Below are 21,179 nucleotides of genomic sequence, written 5' to 3'. Positions count from 1 at the left end.
CGGGTGGTCGGTCCCGTCGGCGCGTTGGTCGACGGTACATCGCCGGCCCGGTGGCGGAGAGGCGGTTCTCGGCCAACGGGGGTCAGGGGGCGACCGGTTCGTACGCGCACCAGTCGAAGTGGACGGTGCCTTCGGCGGCGTACATGCCGATGACGCGGCCGGTGAAGCCGCCGGCGACCTCGGTGGAGAGGTAACGGCCGTCCAGGGCGGCGAGTTGTACGTACGTGCCGTCGGGGTTCTCGATGCCGAGGGTGACCGTGTCGGGGCCGGTGCGGGCGCCCCGGGGTTCGGGGGTGGTCGTCTCGATGCGCAGGACCAGCGGGCCGGGCGGGGTCGGGAGGGTCGCCACGACGGGGTTCAACGGGCCGATGCGGGCCCGGACTTGGACCTCGCCCCGGGTGGCCTCGATGGCGTAGTGGTGCTGTTCGTCGAGGCGGACCGCGAGGCCGCCGCGGCCCTCGGAGGGGTCGATGAGGGCGCGGGTGCGGGAGGCGGGGTGCTGTTGGCGGCGGCCGGTGAAGACGACGTCGGGGGCGTCGAGGGAGGTGCCTCGGGCGCGGAGGGTGAGCCAGCCGGGGCGGTCCTTGGTCGTGCAGTGGGTGGTGGGGCGGTCGCGGAGGGAGATCCAGTGGGGGGCGAGGCCGGGGTGGTCGAAGTCGTCGTGGGGCGGGTCGAGTTGGGTGGGGTGGAGTGCGGGGGTGTGGGTGTGGGGCGGTTCGGGGGTGGACCCGTCGGCGGGGGATGTGAAGTGGCCTGCGGAGCCGGCGGGTTCGCTCGCGGGAGCGGCGAGTTCGCCGACGACCGGCCAGCCGTCCTCCCACGTCACGGGCGCGAGGAACGTCTCGCGGCCCAGGACGTGCCAGCCGGGTGTGCCGCCGCCGGGGCGTACGCCGAGGAACACCATCCACCAGGTCCCGTCGGACGCCTGGACCAGGTCCGCGTGGCCCGTGTTCTGGACGGGGTCGTCGGTGCCCCGGTGCGTGAGGACCGGGTTCGCCGGGCACGGCTCGAAGGGGCCGTAGGGCGCGGGGGCCCGGGCGATGGAGACGGCGTGGCCGCGTTCCGTGCCGCCCTCGGCGATGAGGAGGTACCAGAAGTCGCCGACGTGGTAGAGGTGGGGCGCCTCGGGGGCCTTCGCGCCGGGGCCGCCGGACCAGACGCGGCGGACCGGGCCCAGGGTCTCGCCGGTGCGGGGGTCGATGCGGTACTGGCCGACGCCGGCGACCGTGCACCAGCAGGTGCCGTCGTCGTCCCAGGCGAGGTCGGGGTCGATGCCCTGGACGCCGGGCAGGAGGACCGGCTCGGACCAGGGGCCCGCCGGGTCGGTGGCGGTGACGATGAGGTTGCCGTCCGCGCTGACGTTCGTGACGATCAGCCAGAAGCGGCCGTCGTGGTGGCGGAGCGTGGGCGCGTAGATCCCGCCCGAGGAGGGCGAGTCGAGGGGCAGCCTCAGCTGGCTGGGCCGGTCGAGGGCGTTGCCGATGCGGGTCCAGTTCCGCAGGTCGCGGCTGTGGAAGAGGGGTACGCCGGGGAAGTACTCGAAGCTGGAGCAGGCGAGGTAGTAGTCGTCGCCGACCCGGCAGACGGTGGGGTCGGGGTGAAAGCCGGGGAGGACGGGGTGGGCGACCATGGGGTTCACGATCCCCAGGGACGGCCGGGGTTGGCAAGTGTCGTACCGCTGATCGGAAAACTTTCGTACGGGCCGTCGGGTCAGTTTCTCGGCGGTGCCGTGCTCTCCCGGACCGTCAGCCGGGTCGCGATCTCCACCCCCACCTGCGGCGCCTCCTCCCCGCGGCCCAGCAGCAGCGCCAACTCCGTTGCCGCCACCGCCATTTCGGTCAGCGGCTGGTGGACCGTCGTCAGGGGCGGGTCGACCCAGCCGACGACCGGCAGATCGTCGAACCCCACGACGCTGAGGTCCTCGGGGATCCGCAGGCCCGCTTCCCGCGCCGCCTGGTAGACGCCCAGTGCCTGGAGGTCGTTGGCGGTGAAGATCGCCGTGGGCCGGTCGGGCAGCGCGAGCAGGGCGCGGGCGGCTTCGTGGCCGTCCTCGCGGGTGAGCTGGGTGTGGACGACCAGGCCGGGGTCGTCGGGGAGTCCGGCCGCGCGCAGGGCGGAGCGGTGGCCGTCGAGGCGTGCGGCGCAGCACAGTTGGTCGCGGGGGCCGCCGATCATGGCGATGCGGCGGTGGCCGAGGGCGGTGAGGTGGCGGGTGGCCGCGCGTCCGCCGGACCAGTTGGTGGCGCCGACGAAGGGGACGTCGTCCGGGAGTTCGACGATCGGGTCGAAGACGACGAACGGGATGCCCTTGGCGGTGAGTTGGGCGCGTTCCGCCTCGGAGAGCTGGGCCACGGACAGGACGCAGTTGGGGCGCCGGGCGACCGTGTCGTCCCAGCCGGGGGTGGAGTCGTGCAGGCCGAAGCGGGAGACCATGAGGCCCACGCCGTGACGCCGGGCGACCTCCTCGACGCCCCGGATGATCTCGACGGCCCACATGTCCCTGAGCTCGCGGAAGACGAGTTCGACGACGTTGCTGCGGCCGGCGCCCGCCGGTTTGCGGTAGCGGTACTTGTCGACCAGGGCCTCGACGCGGGCGCGGGTGTCGGCGGAGACGCCGGACTTGCCGTTGATCACCTTGGAGACGGTCGGGACGGAGACGCCGGCCGACTCGGCGATGTAGGCGATGGTGACGGGGCGGGGGGTGTCGGGTGCGTGGTTCTCCAAGGTCGCCTTCCTCGTCGTCGTACCGGCATTCTCGCACCGGCTCTGGCCCGTTGTAGATCCCCGTGTTAGCTTCTCCGCCGCGTACGACGAAAGTTTTCCCGCACAGCCAGCGTTTCCTTCGCACCACTTTCCTGAGCGGCGGCCCGCCGAGAGCGGCCCGTGCCCCGGCAGGCCCCGCACCCCCACCGTCCGGAAGGTGCACATGGACTTCATCCGCCGGCGAACCCTGCCCCGGCTCGCGGCCCTCCTGCTGGCCCTCCTCCTGCTCCCCCTGATGCCGGCCACCGCGCACGCGGCCGACCCGCCGCCGCCCGCCTCCCCCGCCGCCCGCAGCGCGGTCGCGGCGATGCAGCCGGGCTGGAACCTCGGCAACACGTACGACGCGATCCCCGACGAGACGTCCTGGGGCAACCCGCCCGTCACCCGGGCCCTTCTCCAGCACGTCAAGTCGCAGGGTTTCCGCAGCATCAGACTCCCCGTCACCTGGAGCGGCCACCAGGGCGGCGCCCCCGGCTACACCATCGACCCCGTCTGGCTGGGCAAGGTCCGGCAGGTCGTCGACTGGGCGCTCGACGAGAACCTGTACGTGATGCTGAACATGCACCACGACTCGTGGATGTGGCTCAACACCCTGCCCACCGCCCACGACAGCGTGCTGGCCCGCTACACGGCGACCTGGACGCAGCTCGCCGCCGCGTTCCGGGACCGCTCGCCCCGGCTGGTGTTCGAGAGCGTCAACGAGCCGACGTTCACCGGTACTTCGGGCGACGACGAGAACTACCGGCTCCTCGCCGAGCTGAACCGCGCCTTCCACACGGTCGTCCGCGCGTCCGGCGGCGGCAACACGAACCGGCTGCTCGTCCTGCCGACCCTCTACACCAACTCCGACCAGGGCCGCCTGGACGCGCTCGCCGGGGAACTCACCGCGCTGCGCGACCCGATGATCGCGACGACGATCCACTTCTACGGCTGGTGGCCGTTCAGCGTGAACATCGCCGGGTACACGCGCTTCGACGTGACCTCGGAGCAGGATCTCACCGGGCAGTTCGACCGCGCGTACAACACGTTCACCGCGCACGGCGTGCCCGTCATCATCGGCGAGTACGCGCTCCTCGCCTACGACCACAACCGGCCCGGGATCATCGAACGCGGCGAGGTGCGCAAGTACTTCGAACTCCTCGGCAACTACGCGCGCGAACGCCAACTGACGACGATGCTGTGGGACGCGGGCCAGTTCCTGAACCGCAACACCCTCCAGTGGCGCGACCCCGAACTCTTCGCGCAGATCCGGTCGAGCTGGACGACCCGCTCCGGCACCGCCTCCACCGACCAGGTCTTCGTCCCCAAGTCGGCCCCGATCACGGCCCAGACCATCACCCTCAACCCCAACACGACCAACTTCCAGGGCCTGCGCGCCGGCTCCCGCAACCTCCTCCAGGGCCGCGACTACACCCTCACCGGCAACCAACTCACCCTCACGGCAACCGCCTTGACGGAGCTGGCGGGCAACCGCGCGTACGGCCTCAACGCCACCCTCCAGGCCCGCTTCTCCCGCGGCGTCCCCTGGCGCATCGACATCGTCACCTACGACACCCCGGTGCTCGCCGACTCCTCCGGAAACACCGGCGGTCTGACCATCCCCACCCAGTTCCGGGGCGACCAGCTCGCCACCATGGAGGCCAGGTACGACGACGGCACCAACGCGGGCCCGGCCAACTGGACCCCGTACCAGCAGTGGGACAGCGCCTTCACGGCGTACACGTCCGACTCCGTCAAGCTCACCGCCGACTTCGTCAACTCCCTGCGGGACAACGCCCGGGCGACGCTGACGTTCCACTTCTGGAGCGGCGCGACAATCACGTACCACGTCCTCAAGTCGGGAGGGACGGTGACCGGCACCGCCTGAGAGGGCGTCACAAAACCGGCAGCCGCTCCGCAGCGCCGGGGACGCGACGCTCTTCGAGCCAGAAGAGGTAGGCCCGCAGCTCCCCGGCCAACTCCCCGTCCAGGTAGCCGACATACGCGAGAGCGGCACCGGCCGTCCCCTGCCCGGACCTCTCGTCATCGGCCTCCCGCCCGGCCGCCGGTGTCCAGTGGAGCCGACCGGTGCAGCAGTTGGTAGGTCTGCACGTCGCAACATTAGGCCTCCCTTTCTCCCAACAGCCGTCACAGTCTCGGCGCGTGCCCTGTCATAGAGGTGTCGTCCGAGGTGAGGAGAGCTTCGTGGAGCAGCAAACGGCGTACGTGCTTGATCCCACAGGCGCGCGGCGGGAGGTCGAGCATCGGGTGTTACGGGAGCGGGGTGCGGTGACTCGGGTGGACGTTCTCGGGGTGGAGGTCTGGGCTGTGTCCGAACCCGCCCTGCTCAAGGCGTTGTTGACCAATCCTGATGTGTCGAAGGACGCTCGGGCGCACTGGCCCGAGTTCGGTGACGTGGTGGCTCGGTGGCCGCTTGCGTTGTGGGTGGCCGTCGAGAACATGTTCACCGCGTACGGGGGGAATCATCGGCGGCTGCGGCAGCTGGTCGCGCCGTCGTTCACGGGGTTCCGGATCCGGGCGCTGGTGCCGACCGTGGAGCGGATGGTCGGGGAGTTGGTCGGTGCGCTGCCGGTCGGGGGTGAGGTCGTGGATCTGCGGGAGCGGCTCGCGTATCCGTTGCCGATCGCGGTGATCAGTCATCTGCTCGGGGTTCCCGCGGCGCGGGCGAACGGGTTCCGTGAGGTCGTGGACGGGGTGTTCGACACGACGCTCACCTCGGAGCAGGCGCAGGCCAACACCGCGCTGCTGTACGAGAAGCTCGCGGAATTGGTCCGTACGAAGCGCGAGGCCCCCGGCGACGACCTCACCTCGCAGTTCATCGCGGCCCGTGACGACGACGGCACGGGTTTCACCGAGGACGAGTTGCTCGGGACGCTGGTGCTGATGCTGAGCGCGGGGTACGAGACGACGGTGAACGTCATCGACCAGGCGATCACGCTGCTGCTGACGCACCCGGACCAGCTGGCCCTGGTCCGTGCGGGCCGGTGCGGCTGGAAGGACGTCGTGGAGGAGACGCTCCGCCTGGAACCCGCGGTGACGCACCTGCCGTTGCGCTACGCCCTCAGGGACCTCGCACTGCCCGACGGCACGACGATCGCGAGGGGCGAGCCGATCCTCGCGTCGTACGGCGCGGCGAACCGTCACCCGGACCTGCACGGCACGGACGCGGACGTCTTCGACATCACGCGGGCCGACAAGGAGCACCTGGCGTTCGGTCACGGCGCGCACTTCTGTCTGGGCGCTCCGCTGGCCCGCCTGGAGGTGACGGAGGCCCTGCGTCAGCTGTTCGCCCGCTTCCCGGACGTCCGTCTCGCGGTCCCGCCGGACCAACTCCGCCCGCTGGCCTCGCTGATCAGCAACGGCCACCAGGAGCTCCCGGTGCACCTCGGGAACCCGGCGTAGGCCCCGGACCCGGCATCGGGACGTACTGATGACATTTCCTTCTTCGGAAGGTCTGTCGGACGTCACCCGCAACCAGCACAATCGGCCCATGACGATCACCGGGGGCGCGGCGCCGCCTCAGCACGACTCGCCGTTGGACCTCGTCCGGGGGGTGCTGACGGGCGGTGTCATCGGGGTGTCGCTGGCCGCGTTCGTCGTCGGGTGCATCCTCGAACGGGCACCGCTGATCGTCGGCTCGCTGGTCCTGCCGGCCCTCTACGGCCTGCTGGTCCTGCTCGCCGGGGCGCCGGGCCGGGCCCGGGACGCGGCGGTCGTCCCGCGTACGGCGCTCGCGGTGATCGAGAGCCGGGAGGCGGTCGGCGGGGAGACCAGCGATGTGCCGGTGAAGTTCGAGGTCTCGGTCGTGCCGGACGACGCGCCGGCGTGGCGGGTGCGGTTCCGGCAGGACGTCAACCTCGCCGAGCTGCCCGACTACCGGCCGGGCGGCGTCGTGGTGGTGTCGTATCCGCCGGACCGGCCGTGGAAGGTGCGGATCGTGAGGCGGCCGACGCCTCAGTGGGAGGAGCGGGCGGCGACGGCCCGGCTGGACTCGGTGCCGGGCCCCGTGCTGGAGAGCAACCCCAGGGACGGGTGCGCGGTCGGTCTCATGACGCTGATCGCGCTGCTGGTGGGGGCGGGGGTCGTGGTGTACGGGTTCCGGGGGGACCTGTTCGACTCCGACTCCCCCGCGAAGCCGACGACGTCGTCCTCGTCGTCCTCCTCGTCGACGACGTCGACCGTCACGACCTCGACGGGCACCGTCGCCCTCGGTCCGAATCAGTCGATGCTCGACCCCGGCCAACTGCGCCGGTCGGTCGAGTCGCTGGATCAGGGGAACCACCGCAAGGCGATCACCGTCGTCGTACAGGAACGGCTGCTGACGGTCGTCTACTCCCCCGGTTCCCCCAGTGACAGTGCCGCCGGGTTCGATCCCCGGTCCCTGCCCTTCGACCGCGTCCCCGCGCTGGTCGAGGAGGCGGGGTCCGGGCTCGGCTCGCCGCGTACCTGGCAGCTCACGGCCGAGGGCGTCACCGGTTCGGTCACGCTCAAGGTCACGGCGACCGGGAGCGGGGGCACGAACTCGCTGGAGGCGGACGGGAAGGGCGAGGTCGTACGGTGAGGGAGGGCGTATGGGCGGGTATCTGACGTGGTGGTGCGCGGTGCTGGGCGTGCTCGCGCTGGCCGGGTACGGCAGGTCGCTGGCCGGAGTGACCAAGGCGCAGCGGACGGTCCGGACGACGGGGCGGATCGAGCGGGTCAGGGAGCCGCGGCACGGGGGTTCGCGCCGGGACGGGGTGTCCGTCGTCGTCTCCTACGTGGAGCCGGAGACCGGCGAGTCGGTCACCGTCACGAACGAGGGCGAGCGCGGGGACATGATCACGGCGGCGTGGGAGGGCCGGGAGATCGAGGTCAGCCATCCGCGCGGCAGGCCGCACGCGTACCGCTTCTCCAGTGCTCCCACGGATCCCGGCCGGGGCCTGGGCTGGCCGAACTTCGCGGTGTTCCTGATCTACGCCGGGGCGGTGGTGTACCTCGCGGTCGACCGCGCGTGGCCCTGGGCCCTGGTCGGGTTCTGCGGTCTGTGGGCGGTGATGGGTCTGGCGTACGTTCCTGACGCTGTCCGCGCGAGCGCGCGCCGTGTGGAGCGGCTGGCCCTGATGGTCGCCGTGCCGGGCAAGGTGACCGCGGTCCTCAAGGACGTCAGCGAGGACTCCGAGGGCGGCACCATGACCACGATCACGCCGGTCGTCACCTTCACGACCTTCGACGGCCAGACGGTCACGGCCCACTGCACGTCCGGCATCTCGAAACCCGCCACCGCGTACGGCCGTGACGTCACCGTCCACTACACCCCCGCGGACCCCGCCGACTTCACCCTCGACCTCGCGGCCGCACGCCGGTCGGAGAAGCGGGAAGTGCCGTTCGTCCTCCTCGTGTTCGCCGTGCTGGCGGGGGCGACGGCGACGGGAGTGGTCCTGCTGGTCTGAGGTACGTTCACCCGCATGGAACCACTGACGTTCGACTACGACTACCTCCATCTCCGTGTGGACCGGGGGATCTTCGAGCAGTTCTCCCTGGCGACCCCGGCCGACAGCTTCCGGATCCCGCTGCGCTGGCTCGGGGCGACCATCCTCTACAAGAAGCCGGCCAAGCCGGGGAAGTTGTACATCGGTTCCGTCCGCGATCCCGGCGCAGCGCTCTACGGCACCGACCGGCAAGCGTTCTGGTACTCGACCTCGCCGTCCTTCGAGATCCCGCCCGCCGACGAGGCGTTGTTCCGGGCGTACTTCAGCGAGGTGGCGGCGCTCGCGGACCGGCGGGTCGTCACGGGGTGAGGAGGGGCAGGGCCTCGAAGCGGTGGTCCTGCCAGAGGCGGCGTGAGGTCTCCAAGGGGTAGGGGGTGACGGCCGGGTCCGTGTCGAAGACGCGGGTGAGGCGGCGTTCCGTGTCGTAGGGCTGCCAGCCGGGGTCGCCGGTCGTCGCGAAGGACGTCCAGGCGGTGCGGAGTTGGGCGGTGAGGAGGCGGGCGGCGGGCGCGTGGTCGGGACCGATGGCGGCGGGGCCGAGGTGGGCGTCGTAGGTGCCGAACAGGAGCGGGCCGTCGAGGCCGTGGCAGGCGCGCAGGAGGCCGTCCATGCCGGGGGACTGCCAGGCGAGGTCGTACAGGTAGGCCGTACCGCCGCCCTTCGTCTGGGCCTCGGCGAGGTGCTGGACCGGCATGCGGAACAACCAGTCGGACTGGACCTGTTCGAAGAGGTCCTCGGCGCCGAGGTCGGGGAAGGCGGCGCGGTAGGCGTCGGGGTCGGGGGCGAAGCGGCGTACGGTCTCGGCCGCGAGGTCGTCGGTGACCTTGCCGAAGAGGCCGCCGAGGAGGAGGAACGTGCGCCATTCGTCGCGGTTGTGGCCGACGATCAGGTCGATGTCGCGTCCGGCGCCGTCCGCGAGTCCCTGCCAGGGGGTGACGGGAAGGATCTCGCCGTCGACGACGGGTGAGTAGAGGCTGAGGGTGTGGGCGAAGGCACCCCAGCGGTCCTCGTAGAGGCGCATCTTCTGCTCGACGGCGTGTCCGGTCGCGGGGAGTTCGCGGGGGTCGACGGCGGCGAGGTCGCCGCCCGCCTCGGTGGTGAGGGCCGTGCCGATGTCGCGGGCGAGGGCGGCGGACAGGTACGTGCCCGGCAGGCTCTGGCCGACGGCTCGCCGGAAGAGTCCGGCGGCGCTCGGCATGACCATGAGGGCGGCGACGGACCCTGCGCCGGCGGAGTCGCCGAGGATCGTCACCCGGTCGGGGTCGCCGCCGAACCCGGCGATGTTGTCGCGCACCCACTCCAGGGCGGCGACCTGGTCGAGGAGGCCCCGGTTGGCGGGGGCACCTTCGATGTGCGCGAACCCCTCCGCGCCGAGGCGGTAGTTGAGGGACACGAACACGACGTCGCCGTCGCGGACGATGTGCTGGGCGTCGTAGCCGGGGCTGCCGGAGACGCCCGTCTTGTAGGCGCCGCCGTGGATCCACACCATCACGGGGCGGCGGGCCGCGGGGTCGGGGGCGGGGGTCCACACGTTCACCGTGAGCCAGTCGTCGCCGGTTTCGGCGAAGATGCCGGTGGCGGCGGACCGGGCGGCCATGCTCGGGTCCTGCGGGGCGGGCGGTCCGAAGGAGGCCGCGTCGCGGGTGCCGGTCCAGGGGAGCGGGGGGCGGGGGGCCTGGAAGCGGAGTTCGCCGAGCGGGGGCCGGGCGTAGGGGATGCCTCGGAAGACGGCGAGTCCGGATTCGGTCCGGCCTCGGACGGGGCCGGAGGTGGTGCGGACTTCGGGGAACAGGGGATCGGGCACGGGAGAGGTCCCTTCGGTAAGCCTTTCGATTTAACAGTTGCCTAGTTTTTGACATCTGTCTACTCTCGGTCCCATGCAAGACCGCCGCGTCCTCCGCAACCGCGCCGCCCTGATGACCGCCGCCGTCCAGCTGGTCACCGAGCGCGGCACCACCGCGCTCCCGGTCGCGGACCTCTCGGACGCCGCCGGGGTCAGCCGCCAGCTCGTGTATCTCCAGTTCGGCGACCGCGACGGCCTCCTCGTCGCGGCGGCGGCCGACCTCGTCGAGCGGGAGGTCCTCCCCGAGGTGGGCGACGAGAGCGCCCCGCACGCCGTACGCATGCTCACCCTGGCCCGGCACTTCGCCCGGCACCGCCCCTTCTACCGGGCCCTGCTCACCGGCTCCTGCGCCTTCCCCATGGCCCGCGCCCTCAACCGCCTCTTCGCGAGCCTCATCAGCACGGACGGCCTGCGGGAAGCGTTCGGCGACCTGGACGCGACGACCGCCGACGACATCAAGTCCTTCATCACCGGCGGCACCGGCACGATCGTCAACGACTGGATCATCGACGCACCCGACCCCCTCGACCCCGAGGAGCTGGCGAACCGCCTGCTGCACCTCACCACCCTCCTCAGGAGGTCCCCCCGATGAACCTCACCAGCCACCTGGTCCAGCGCGCCCTGCGCCTCCCCCCGCCCCGCACCCGCGACCTCACGGTCACCCGCGACCTGCGCGTCCCGATGCGCGACGGCGCGACCCTGCTCGCCGACCACTGGCACCCGGCGGGCACCTCCGGCCTCCCGACGGCCCTCATCCGCGCCCCCTACGGCCGCGCGGGCCTCTTCGGCACCTCGATGGCCCGCCCGCTCGCCGAGCGCGGCTTCCAGGTCCTCGTCCAGAGCACCCGGGGCACCTTCGGCTCCGACGGCCCCTTCGACCCGCTGCGCCGCGAACGCGAGGACGGCCTCGACACCCTCGACTGGGTGATCGGGCAGCCCTGGTTCGGCGAGTCGATGATCCTGTACGGCCCGAGCTACCTCGGCTTCGTCCAGTGGGCGGTGGCCGACGCCCTGCCGCCGCAGGTCAAGGCGATGATCCCGCTGGTCACCGAGTCGGCGCTCACCCTGGAGTTCCTGCGCGCGGACGGCTTCTCCCTGGAGGCCCCGTTCGGCTGGGGCGTCCAGGTCGCCGGGCAGGAGCGCCGGTTCGCGATGCCGCGCATGATGCTCGGCGGGAAGAAACTCCGACGCGCCCTGCACACCCTGCCGTTGAACAAGGCCGACCACGCGGCGATCGGCCGCCGCTACGACTACCTCCAGGACATCCTCGCCCACGACTCCGACTCCCCGTTCTGGCACGCCCTCGACCACCGGGACCGGGTGGCGGACGTCCCCGTGCCCGTGAGCAGCGTCGGCGGCTGGTACGACATCTTCCTCCCCGGCCAACTCCGCGATTTCCAGGCGCTCCAGGGCTCCGGCCACCGCCTCACCGTCGGCCCCTGGACGCACACCTCGCCCGGCATGGGCCCGGTGGGCTTCGGCGAGGCCCTCGGCTTCGGCCTGGACCTCGCCGAGGGCCGCCAACCGGCCGAGCGGGCGCCGGTGCGGCTGTACGTCATGGGCTCGGGCGAGTGGCGCGACTTCCCGGCCTGGCCGCCCCCGGGGTCCACACCCCGGCGCCTGCACCTCCAGGCGGACAGCGCCCTCGCCTGGGAGCCGCCGGGCGACACGAAGCCCGACGGCTACCGGTACGACCCCGGCGACCCGACGCCCGCTGTCGGCGGGGTACGGCTCGGGTTCGGCGTCACGTCCGGCGCCGTCGACCAGGCGCCCCTGGAATCCCGGGCGGACGTCCTGACGTACACAACTCCCGTGCTGGAAACGGACGTCGAGGTGATCGGCGAGGTCGGCGCGGAGATCTGGTTCCGGTCCAGCCTGCCCTACGCGGACGTCTTCGTACGGCTCTGCGACGTCGACGCCGAGGGACGGTCCTCCAACGTCTGTGACGGGCTGGCCGGGTTGACGGGGGCCGATGAACTCACGTGTGCGCGGGTGGGGTTGTGGCCGACGGCGTACCGGTTCCGGGCCGGGCACCGGATCCGGGTGCAGGTGTCCAGCGGGTCCTTCCCGCGTTTCAACCGCAATCCGGGGACCGGTGAACCCCGGGCCACCGCACGGGCGTTGCGCGTCGCCGACCAGCTCGTCTTCCACGATCCGGAACGTCCGTCGGCCGTCGTTCTGCCGGTGATGCCCCTTTCCAGCGAGGGTTCTCCGGGTTAGCGTTCCTCCCGTGGATCAAGAACGGCGTTTCGACCACTGCCCCTGGCTGTTCCCGGCGGAGGCCGACGACGAGGAGCGTGCCGCCCAGCGCGAGCGGCAGGCCGGGATCGGCGGGGACACGGTGGTCGGGGAGCGGTGTTACGTCGCCGGGTCGGCGGCCGTGTTCCCCGACCGGCTGCGGCTCGGCGACGACTCGTACATCGCCGCGCACGCCTATGTCACCGGGGAGTTGACGACCGGCTCGGACTGCACGGTCAACCCGTACGCGACGGTGCGGGGAAACGTCGTCCTCGGAAACGGGGTGCGGATCGGGGCGCACACGTCGCTGCTCGGCTTCAACCACTCCATGGCGCCCGACCGGCCGGTGTTCCGGCAGCCGCTGACCAGCCGGGGGATCACCGTCGGGGACGACGTGTGGATCGGGTCGCACGTCGTCGTGGTGGACGGAGTGAGCATCGGGGATCACTGCGTCGTCGGGGCCGGGGCGGTGGTGACGAAGGATCTGCCGGCGTGGACGATGGCGGCGGGGAATCCGGCGCGGCCGCTGCGAGATCGGCGGGATGCGAAAACGGCGGAGGTGAAGGGGACTGCTGTCGAGGGGGCCTCGCAGGGGGTTGTGAACGGGGTCGCGCAAAGAGCCGCGCCGGGCGTTTCTCAGGCCGACCCGCTCGCCCGGTTCGCCGACACCGTTCGCGCTCAGGCCGCCGACGTCATCGGACGCTGCTGGGACGGCGGCCGGTACGTCGACCGGCCCGGGGCCGCGCCCACGTTGCGCGCGCACTGCGACGCCGTGGAGATCGCGGATCTGCTGCTGGGGTCGGTGCCGGAGCAGTTGACGGTGGAGGAGCACGTCGAGCGGCTCGCCGGGGCGCAGGATCCGGTGACGGGGCTCGTGCCCGAACTGGGTGAGGCCGTGCCGGTGCCCGAGGCGGACGGGTTCGTCGGGGACGGTTCCGCGCTGTACCACGTACTGTCCGTGGGGTACGCGCTCGACCTGCTGGGGTCCGCCTTCCCCCAACCGGTGCGCGGTGTACAGGACATGACGGCCAGTCAACTCACCGAGCGTCTCGACGGGTTGCCGTGGCGGGACGGCGCGTGGGGTGCCGGCGCGTGGATCGACGCGTGGGCCACGGCCGCGCACTGGAACATACGTCGGCATGACGGCGTTCGACCCGGCTCTCTGGAGGCCCTGTTCGGCTGGCTCCTCACCCGCGCCGATCCGTGGACCGGCATGTGGGGCACCCCCTCCCCCGACACCGGGCGGCTCCAGGTGGTGAACGGCTACTACCGGCTCACCCGGGGTTCCTTCGCCCAGTTCGGTCTGCCGGTGCCGCATGCGGAGCGGGTCGTGGACGCGGTCCTCGACCACTCCCGCGATCCCCGCCACTTCGGCCCCGGCCGGGACAACGCGTGCAACGTCCTGGACGTCGCCCACCCGTTGTGGCTGTGCGCCCGCCAACTCGACGGCTACCGCTCGGCGGACGTACGCGCCTGGGCGGGCCGTCAGCTCGACGCGGTCCTCCCCCGCTGGCGGGACGGCGAGGGCTTCGCGTTCGCCGCCTCGGACCCCGGCCTCCAGGGCACGGAGATGTGGCTCGCGATCATCTGGTACCTCGCCGACCTGACGGGCCGCGCCGACACCCTCGGCTACCGCCCGCGCGGCGTCCACCGCCCCGAACCCGCTGGAGCACCGCGATGAACCAAGAGGCCGAGAACGTCCGCCGGGCGTGGGGCCGCGTCACCGGCTGGCTCGGCGAGCACGCTCCCCGCAACGCCGCGTCCCTGCGCCCTCCGGCCCGCCCGAAGGAGATCAGCGACGCCGAGGAACTGCTCGGCGTGCGCTTCCCGCAGGAGCTGTGGACGTGGCTGCTCACCAACGACGGCGTCCGCATGGCCGACAGGCACCTCGCCGAGCGGGACGGCAGGTTCCTGTCCTCCGGCTGGCATCTCCTGTCCCTGGAGCAGATGGTGAGGGTCCATCAGACGCGTTCCGGGTACGAGGAGATGGAGCCGTCCCCCGACCCGGACCCCTCGTGCCTGACCTGGCACCGTGACTGGATCCCGCTCGCCGTGGAGACCGACTGGCTCTACGGCGACTTCCTCGACACCGCCACGGGCAAGGTGGGCGACTGGAGCAACGGCGACCTGAACCGCTTCGGCGTCCACGACTCGCTGGCCGCCTACTTCCACTCCCTCGCGGACGGGATGCGCGACTACGGCAAGGTCGAGGACGGCCGCCTGGAGTGGTGAGGTCAGCTGTAGAAGTTCTTGTCCCAGCGGTGCTTCGCGAGGAGCGTCAACTGTTCGGCGGTCAGCGGGGGTTGCCCGGAGATCGCCGCGTTGCGCTCGACGTTGGCCAGTGAGCGCATCCCGACGATGACCGTGGACACGCCCTGCCCGGCGAGCGCGAACCGCAGGGCGACGGAGGGGAGTTCGGCGGTCTCGATCCCCAACTCGGCGACCAGCGCGTCCACTCGGCCCGCGACCTGCGCCGGGCGCTCCTCCCGGAAGTACCAGTTGCGCCAGTCGCCCTCGGGGAAGGCGACGCCGGGCCGGACCGTGCCGGTGAGCGCGCCCTCGTCCAGGGCCACGCGGACGATCACGCCGACGCCGTACTCCTCGCAGGCGGGCAACAGGGCGTCCGCCGGGGCCTGTTCGAAGATGTTGTAGATGACCTGGACGGTGTCGAGGACGCCGGTGCGCAGGACGGTGAGGACGTTCTCCGGCTGGTGGTCCTTCACCGAGATCCCGAAGTGCCGGATCTTTCCCTCCTGTTTGAGCGCGGCGACGGTCTCCAGGAGGTCGCCGCGCCCGGTCCACTCGTCCTCCCACGTGTGGAGTTGCAGCAGGTCGACGTGGTCGCGGCCGAGTTCGCGCAGGCTCGTCTCCAGGCTCTCCCGCAGATGCGCGCCGGGGAAGGTCTCCATGGGGTCGAGCCCGCTGGCCGCGAGGGGCACCGGCACCTTGGGGCCCGCCTTGGTCGCCACGTACACGTCGTCTCCGGGACGCTCCCGCAGCGCGCGTCCGACGACCCGTTCGCTGCGGTCGTACGCCCTGGCCGTGTCGATGAACGTGACGCCCAGGTCGAGCGCGCGGTGCAGGGCGCGGACGCCGGAGTCGTCGTCGGCGCCGACCCAGGCGCCCTGGCCCAGGCCCCAGGCGCCGTAGCCGATCTCCGACACGGTCGGGCCGGTGCGGCCGAGTTCGCGGTTGCGCATGTGCTGTCCAGAGTCCGTGTGCCGACGTGTTGCGACGACCGTACCGGGCCCACGACCGGCTCACCATCCGGAGACGATCACCGAAAATTTCAGTCGCCCGCCTCGACGTCGCGCACGGGAACAGCACAGCGGCGCGTACGGGTCGAGGCGCGGATGTTGAGTTCGACGGGCAGGTCACGGACCGTGCCCGGCGGGGTGTCGCCCGAGAGGATCTCGCAGAGCAGGCGCCCGCATGCGGCGCCCACGGCCCGCGGCCTAAGGTCGACCGCGGTGATCGGGGGCTCCGCCGTCCGCATCGCGGAACTGTCGGCGCAGGAGGCGAGGAGCAGGTCGTGCCCCACGCGCCGTCCCGCCGCCCGGAGTTCGGGCAGGACGGCCGCCGCCGCGCCGTCCGCCGCGCACACGACGGCGTCGATGCCGGGTGTCTCGGCGAGCAGTTCGCGCACGACGGCCCGCAGGACGTCCGGCGGTGAGCCCGAGAGGGCGCTGCGGACGAGGTGGGGCAGGCCGTGGGCCTCGGACCAGCGGGCGTGCGCCGACCGGAGGGTGGTGGACCGGTCGGAGGTGGTGTCGGAGGCGATGAACGCCGGGCGGCGGGCGCCGTTCGCACGGAGGTGGTCGAGGAGTTCCGTCATCGACGTCTCGTGGTCGGGCCGGACGACGCCGGTGGGCTGCCGGTCGCCGACGTGGCGTTCGGCGGTGACGACGGGCAGGCCGCTGTTCATGAGCTGCTCGACGACCGGGTCCTCGGTGACCGGGTCGCACAGGACCACGCCGTCGGCCTGCGGGACCGTGCCCCGGTGCGGGAGGTGGCCGGACGGCAGCAGGGTGACGTTCAGCCCCGCGCGCGCCGCCTGTTCCGTGACGCCGAACACGAACGGCATGGAGTACTCGGCGCTCGTCAGGGACTCCGGGACGTGCAGCGCGATCGTCCCGGTGACCGAGGTCCGCAGGCTGCGCGCGCTGCGGTTCGGCGCGTATCCGAGGCGTTCGGCGGCGGCCAGCACCGCCCTGCGGGTGGGCTCCGAGACGCGGCCGTGGCCGCGCAGGGCGTCCGAGGCGGTCGTCTTGGAGACGCGTGCCTCGCGGGCGACGTCGGTGATGGTGGCGGGCGTCCTCCTCACCACCCGTGCGTGAGGACGTCGTCGAGCGCCGCGACGAACACGTCGGCGTCGTCCCGCGTCAGACAGAGCGGCGGCTTGATCTTCAGCACGCACTGCCGGTCCGACGTCGGCTGCATGATCACCCCGAGTTCGCGCAGGCGCTCGCAGATCGCGGCGGTCTCCTCGGTGGCCGGCTCCAGCGTCGTACGGTCGCGGACGAACTCCACGCCCAGGTACAGCCCGGAGCCGTGGACGGCGCCGATCAGCTCGTGCCGTCCGGCGAGTTGCTGGAGCCGTTCCTTCAAGTACCCGCCGACGTCAAGGGCGTTGGCCTGGAGGCCCTCGTCCCGCAGCGCGTCCAGGACGGCGAGGCCGACCACCGAGCTGACGGGGCTGCCGCCCGCCGAGGAGAAGAAGTAGCCCTGCGTGCGGTAGGCGTCGGCGATCTCGCGGCGCGTGACGACCGCGCCGAGGGGGTGCCCGTTGCCCATCGCCTTCGCGACGGTGACGATGTCCGGTACGACGCCCTGCTGCTCGAAGCCCCAGAAGTGGGTGCCGAGCCTGCCGTAGCCGACCTGGACCTCGTCGGCGATGCACAGGCCGCCGGCCGCGCGGACCGCCTCGTAGACCTGCTTCAAGTAGCCGTCGGGCAGGGGCATGCCGCCCGCGTTGCCGTAGAAGGCTTCGCAGATGAACGCGCCGGGTCCGATCCCGGCGATCCTCGCGGCGGCCTCCGGGGCGTACCGGTGTGCGTCCTCGCCCCGGTGACGGCCCCGGTAGGAGTTGGGAGCCGCGATCGTGTGGACCCAACTCGGGCGTGAGGTCAGGGCGTTGGGGTTGTCGGCGATCGAGGTGGAGACGGCGTCGCTCGCGAACGTCCAGCCGTGGTACGCCTCTTCGACGGCGACGGTGTCCTGTCTGCCGGTTGCCGCCCAGGCGAGCCTGAGGGCGAGGTCGACCGCTTCGGAGCCGCTGTTCACCAGGAACACCGTGTCGAGTTCCTCGGGGAGCAACTCCGTGAGGCGTTCGGAGAGTTCGACCACGGAGGCGTAGTGGAAGCGGGAGTTGGTGTTGAGCTTGCGCCACTGGTTGTGGACGGCGTCGGCGAGGGCGGGATGTCCGTGGCCCAGGATGGTGACGTTGTTGAGCATGTCGAGGTAGGGGCGGGCCTCGGTGTCGAAGAGGTGGTGGCGCCAGCCTCGCTCGATGCGGGGTGGGGTGGTGTAGTAGTGCTCCTGGACGGGGGCGAAGGCATGGGTGCGGCGGGCCAGGAGGGTCGTGTCGGGGTGTTCGGGGTGGGGGGTGGCGAGCAGCAGGAGGGGGGCGGGGTCGGGGCACAACGTCAGCCAGGCGGGGGCGAGTTCGGCAGGGGCGAAGCGGGGTGGGGTGCCCTCGGGGAGGGTGCTCAGCTGCACGTGGAGGTGTCGTGAAGCGGTTCCGAGGAGTTCCCCGGCCTCCACCGGGCCCGGTTCGCGGTCGACGCCGTTCAGGAAGAGGGCGGGACCGTCGCCGGTGAGCTTGACGCCGTCCGCCGTGCGCGTGACCGTGCCCGCCCAGGGCGCCCGTACCTCCGACTCCCCTTCCAGGTACACGTCGACACCGAGCGCGCACGTGTCCCCGCCGGCCCGCGTCAGCCGGAACTCCCCGTGCCGGGTCAGCGCGTCCCCGTCGGCGAGCCGCGCCTCGACGCCGGGTTCGCGCCAGCGCCCGCCGTGCAACTCGTCGCTGTGCACGGAGAGATCGAGCACCCGCACATCGTCCGGCAGTCCCGGCAGCAGCCGCTCTCCCGTCACCGCCCCGGCCTCCGCCCCCTCCACCAGCAGCGCCGTCATCACCTCCACCGGCACCGACACCGCCGCCTCGAACATCGCCCACTCCCGGTCGAGCGCGGCCGACGCGTACGCGTTGCCCGGGTCCTGCGCCGCGTCGTACTGCCCGCTCACCACCAGCACGCCGGCCCGCAGCACCACGAGCGGCCACAGGACCGTCAACTCGACGTCGGACAGCGGCCGTTGTGCGCGGAACGCCTCCACGGCGGGCAGTACCGACACCGGCCCAGCGCCATGGTGGTGCAGCACCGACGCACAGGTCACCGCCAGTTCCGACACCGCCCAGCCCGGCCCCAGGTCGCCGAAGTCGATGACCCCGACCGGCATCGGACGGCCGTCCGCGCCCGTGTCGCAGACGACGTTGTTGTCCGTGAGGTCGCCGTGGATCACCTGCACCGGAAGGTGCTCGGCGTACGGCTCGACCACGGCCCAGGCGGCCCGCGCCGCGGCGAGGACCCGTGCGGCGCGTTCCTGGTCGGCCATGCGTGGGGCGAGCGCCTCGATCACCTCGGCGGCGTACGACAGGTCCCACAGCCGTCCCGACTCCGGTTCGACCGGACCGGCGGGGGCGAGCGTCCGCACGACGCGCCCCGCGAGGTCGCCGAGGCGGGCGACCACCGCGGGGGCGAGGTAGCGGCTGTCCATGATGGGCTCGCCGGGGACGTAGTCGAGGAGCCGGCAGGCGAGCCGCTCCTCCCCCGCCGGCAGCCACTGGATGACGTCCCCGTCGGCACCGGCGCGTGCCCGGGGCAGCCGTACGTCCGGCAGTGCCCGCGCCAGCCGCTCGACGACCTCGCACTGGGCGCGCAGCGCGCCGACCGCCGTCGCCGGGTTCGCGATCTTCAGGACGTGCGCGCCGACCCGGTAGTTGCGGTCCTGCTGGCTGCCGAGGTCGCGCAAGTCTCCCTGGACGCCGAACCGTTGGGCGAGCAGCGCGGTGATCGCCGGCTCGTCGACCGTGGGCATGGGGCGGACCAGCCAGTCCTCGTCGGGGAGGGTCATGGAGTGCTCCACTTCTGCGCACACCCCCGTGCCGGAACGTTCCGGCAACGGTAGGACCGCCATCGACCGGCGTCAATGTCATCAACGACTGTCAGCGGGAGCCGGCGTGAGGGTGCGTGCCTCGTCGAGGAGCCGGGCGTCCGTGAAGGCGTGGGTGACGCGGGTCAGCCAGGCCGCCTCGGCCTCGACGGTCTCCAGGCCGGCGGCGGGCGCCGGGTAGGCGGGGGTCGTGCCGGGCGGCCGTCCGCTGCGCTTGTGTGCCAGCGCCGCGGCGAGGAGCGCCGCTTCGAGGACGGCCTCGCGGTCGTCGGAACCGGAGGCCGCCTCGGTGGCCCAGGCGAGGGCCTCGGGGCGGTGGTAGGGGCGCAGCGCGAGGCTGCCGTCGCGGATCTCGATGACCCGGCGGTAGAGGGCGAACTCCGCCTGCCGCAAGGGGGGCCGGTGGTGGGGGGCGAGGGCGATCTCGGGGAGTTCCGCGTACAGCGCGGACCACAGGGGGTCCAGTGCCCGGTGGGCCCGGCGGGCGCGCAGCCAGCGGGCCGGGGCCGCCCAGAGGGTGGCGGTCGCGCCGGCCGTGGCGAGGACGGCCGTGATCATGCCGAGGGTCGTGGAGACCAGGTCCTCGCCGGCCGCCTGGCCGCCGTGCGCGAGGTTCGCGGCGACGTCGTCGAGGGCCCACAGCGCCCAGAGCGCGCCGGTGGCCGTGGAGAGGGTCGCGAGGAGGAGCCCCGTACGCAGGGAGCCCGGGCGGATGCCGCGGGTGCGGGCCAGGAGGGTGCGGGCCATGACGTGCAGGCACCAGCAGACGTACCCGGCGAAGAGCGCGTTGTACGCGGCGAGCAGCCAGGCGCGGCCGGGGGCGGGGGTGACCGCCGTGTCGGTGACGGTGACGTGCGCGGTGAGGAACAGGCCGATGCCGAGGGCCTGGACGAGGAGCGCCGTGCGGATCCGGCGGCGGCGCAGGGCCGGTTCGGGGGCTGCCGAGTCGAGGGCGGGGGCGATGAGGGTGAGGAAGGAGACCGCCGCCGTGTTCAGCTGGTAGGGCAGGAGGATCTCGGCGGTCGGGCGGTCCAACAGGCCGGTGACGGCGGGGGCGTTGAGGAGGATCGCCGTGCCGGCGCACAGCGCGAAGCCCGCCGCGTCGCGCTGTTCGGGTGCTCTGCGTGCGCCGCGTGTCGTGAGGAGGCGGTGGGCGGCGAACGCGAGGAAGAGGAGGGCCGCGAGGACGGCGGTGGCGTTCGTCATCGGCCGGGGCCGAACAGGGAGCGCAGGCGGGCCTGTTCGGGGTCGGGGGTGGCCACGCGGCTCAGGATGAGGGAGGCGACGAGTTCGGCTTCCTCCTCCTGCGGCTCCGTGTAGACGGTGCGGCCCAGGACCCGTTGGACCAGGGCGGGCGGCAGGTGCGGGAGCAGGACCTCGACGGCCGAGGCCGCCGCCGGGGACGTCTCGTGGTGGCCGCACAACAGGTGGGCGACCTCGTGGAGCTGGATGTGCCGCTGGTGCAGGGGGGTGGTGTCGGCGGGGTACAGGATGCGGTCGGCGTGGTCGGTGGTGACCAGCAGGCCGCACGGCAGGTGCGGGCGGGCCGCCACCGGCACGAGTTCGATCGGCCGGGCCCTGTCCTTGGCCAGCCTGGCTATGAACGCGCCGGTGTCGAAGGGTGTCGGCAGGTCGAGGCCGTCCACCAGCTTCCGACACCGTTGCCACAGGCGCTTGTCGCTGCGCACGTCGTT

17 protein-coding genes are annotated in these 21,179 nt (G+C 72.4%); 9 read left to right on the top strand and 8 right to left on the bottom strand.

Features of this window, described 5'->3' with window-relative positions:
• Window positions 1-82: 82 nt before the first annotated feature.
• Both ACLZOT_RS34025 and ACLZOT_RS34020 read right to left on the bottom strand, forming a co-directional pair.
• Window positions 83-1,630: a glycoside hydrolase family 43 protein gene (locus tag ACLZOT_RS34025; protein WP_416973104.1), complete on the bottom strand. Its 1,548-nt coding sequence runs from the start codon at window positions 1,628-1,630 to the stop codon at window positions 83-85.
• An 80-nt stretch (window positions 1,631-1,710) separates the two neighbouring features.
• Window positions 1,711-2,724: a LacI family DNA-binding transcriptional regulator gene (locus ACLZOT_RS34020; RefSeq protein WP_416973000.1), complete on the bottom strand. Its 1,014-nt coding sequence runs from the start codon at window positions 2,722-2,724 to the stop codon at window positions 1,711-1,713.
• Window positions 2,725-2,926: 202 nt separating this feature from the next.
• Here ACLZOT_RS34020 and ACLZOT_RS34015 point away from each other — a divergent pair, with 202 nt between their 5' ends.
• The 5 genes from ACLZOT_RS34015 (at window position 2,927) to ACLZOT_RS33995 (ending at window position 8,540) form a co-directional block, all read left to right on the top strand.
• Window positions 2,927-4,630: a cellulase family glycosylhydrolase gene (locus ACLZOT_RS34015; protein WP_416972999.1), complete on the top strand. Its 1,704-nt coding sequence runs from the start codon at window positions 2,927-2,929 to the stop codon at window positions 4,628-4,630.
• A gap of 317 nt (window positions 4,631-4,947) precedes the next feature.
• Window positions 4,948-6,165: a cytochrome P450 family protein gene (locus ACLZOT_RS34010; protein WP_416972998.1), complete on the top strand. Its 1,218-nt coding sequence runs from the start codon at window positions 4,948-4,950 to the stop codon at window positions 6,163-6,165.
• 88 nt (window positions 6,166-6,253) lie between these two features.
• The gene (locus ACLZOT_RS34005; RefSeq protein ID WP_416972997.1) at window positions 6,254-7,324 is read left to right on the top strand and encodes a hypothetical protein; all 1,071 of its coding nucleotides are present in this window, start codon (window positions 6,254-6,256) and stop codon (window positions 7,322-7,324) included.
• A gap of 10 nt (window positions 7,325-7,334) precedes the next feature.
• A complete protein-coding gene (locus ACLZOT_RS34000) occupies window positions 7,335-8,192 on the top strand; it encodes a DUF3592 domain-containing protein (RefSeq protein WP_416972996.1) in 858 nt (285 codons plus the stop codon).
• A gap of 15 nt (window positions 8,193-8,207) precedes the next feature.
• The gene (locus ACLZOT_RS33995; RefSeq protein WP_416972995.1) at window positions 8,208-8,540 is read left to right on the top strand and encodes a hypothetical protein; all 333 of its coding nucleotides are present in this window, start codon (window positions 8,208-8,210) and stop codon (window positions 8,538-8,540) included.
• Here ACLZOT_RS33995 and ACLZOT_RS33990 read toward each other — a convergent pair.
• Window positions 8,530-10,035: a carboxylesterase/lipase family protein gene (locus ACLZOT_RS33990; protein WP_416972994.1), complete on the bottom strand. Its 1,506-nt coding sequence runs from the start codon at window positions 10,033-10,035 to the stop codon at window positions 8,530-8,532. The genes ACLZOT_RS33995 and ACLZOT_RS33990 overlap by 11 nt on opposite strands.
• 73 nt (window positions 10,036-10,108) lie before the next feature.
• Between ACLZOT_RS33990 and ACLZOT_RS33985 the strand changes: the two genes are divergently transcribed.
• Genes ACLZOT_RS33985 through ACLZOT_RS33970 form a run of 4 tightly spaced genes read left to right on the top strand, consistent with a single transcriptional unit; the run spans window position 10,109 to window position 14,544 of the window.
• The gene (locus tag ACLZOT_RS33985) at window positions 10,109-10,666 is read left to right on the top strand and encodes a TetR/AcrR family transcriptional regulator (protein ID WP_416972993.1); all 558 of its coding nucleotides are present in this window, start codon (window positions 10,109-10,111) and stop codon (window positions 10,664-10,666) included.
• Window positions 10,663-12,294 carry a CocE/NonD family hydrolase gene (locus tag ACLZOT_RS33980; protein ID WP_416972992.1) on the top strand — a complete coding sequence of 544 codons (1,632 nt, stop codon included), beginning with the start codon at window positions 10,663-10,665 and terminating at the stop codon, window positions 12,292-12,294. The genes ACLZOT_RS33985 and ACLZOT_RS33980 overlap by 4 nt, the downstream gene beginning before the upstream one ends.
• A gap of 10 nt (window positions 12,295-12,304) precedes the next feature.
• Complete coding sequence (locus ACLZOT_RS33975; RefSeq protein ID WP_416972991.1) at window positions 12,305-13,993, top strand: acyltransferase; 1,689 nt, start codon at window positions 12,305-12,307, stop codon at window positions 13,991-13,993.
• Window positions 13,990-14,544: an SMI1/KNR4 family protein gene (locus tag ACLZOT_RS33970; protein ID WP_416972990.1), complete on the top strand. Its 555-nt coding sequence runs from the start codon at window positions 13,990-13,992 to the stop codon at window positions 14,542-14,544. Before ACLZOT_RS33975 ends, ACLZOT_RS33970 begins: the two co-directional genes overlap by 4 nt.
• A 2-nt stretch (window positions 14,545-14,546) precedes the next feature.
• Here ACLZOT_RS33970 and ACLZOT_RS33965 read toward each other — a convergent pair whose 3' ends face one another.
• From ACLZOT_RS33965 to ACLZOT_RS33945, 5 genes are all read right to left on the bottom strand, one after another.
• Window positions 14,547-15,512 (bottom strand): aldo/keto reductase, encoded by a 966-nt coding sequence (locus tag ACLZOT_RS33965; RefSeq protein WP_416972989.1) that lies wholly within the window; start codon window positions 15,510-15,512, stop codon window positions 14,547-14,549.
• An 89-nt stretch (window positions 15,513-15,601) separates the two neighbouring features.
• Window positions 15,602-16,636, bottom strand: coding sequence for a LacI family DNA-binding transcriptional regulator (locus ACLZOT_RS33960; RefSeq protein ID WP_416972988.1), 1,035 nt, complete (start codon window positions 16,634-16,636; stop codon window positions 15,602-15,604).
• A complete protein-coding gene (locus tag ACLZOT_RS33955) occupies window positions 16,633-19,446 on the bottom strand; it encodes an aminotransferase (RefSeq protein WP_416972987.1) in 2,814 nt (937 codons plus the stop codon). The genes ACLZOT_RS33960 and ACLZOT_RS33955 overlap by 4 nt, the downstream gene beginning before the upstream one ends.
• 81 nt (window positions 19,447-19,527) lie before the next feature.
• Window positions 19,528-20,691, bottom strand: coding sequence for an MAB_1171c family putative transporter (locus tag ACLZOT_RS33950; protein ID WP_416972986.1), 1,164 nt, complete (start codon window positions 20,689-20,691; stop codon window positions 19,528-19,530).
• The gene (locus ACLZOT_RS33945) at window positions 20,688-21,173 is read right to left on the bottom strand and encodes a ParH-like protein (RefSeq protein WP_416972985.1); all 486 of its coding nucleotides are present in this window, start codon (window positions 21,171-21,173) and stop codon (window positions 20,688-20,690) included. Before ACLZOT_RS33945 ends, ACLZOT_RS33950 begins: the two co-directional genes overlap by 4 nt.
• Window positions 21,174-21,179 lie beyond the last annotated feature (6 nt).

Source organism: Streptomyces sp. 4F14, from assembly GCF_048159485.1.
Taxonomy (GTDB): Bacteria; Actinomycetota; Actinomycetes; order Streptomycetales; family Streptomycetaceae; genus Streptomyces.
Note: the sequence above shows the minus strand (reverse complement) of the source record. Positions and strands in the feature narration are given on the sequence as shown.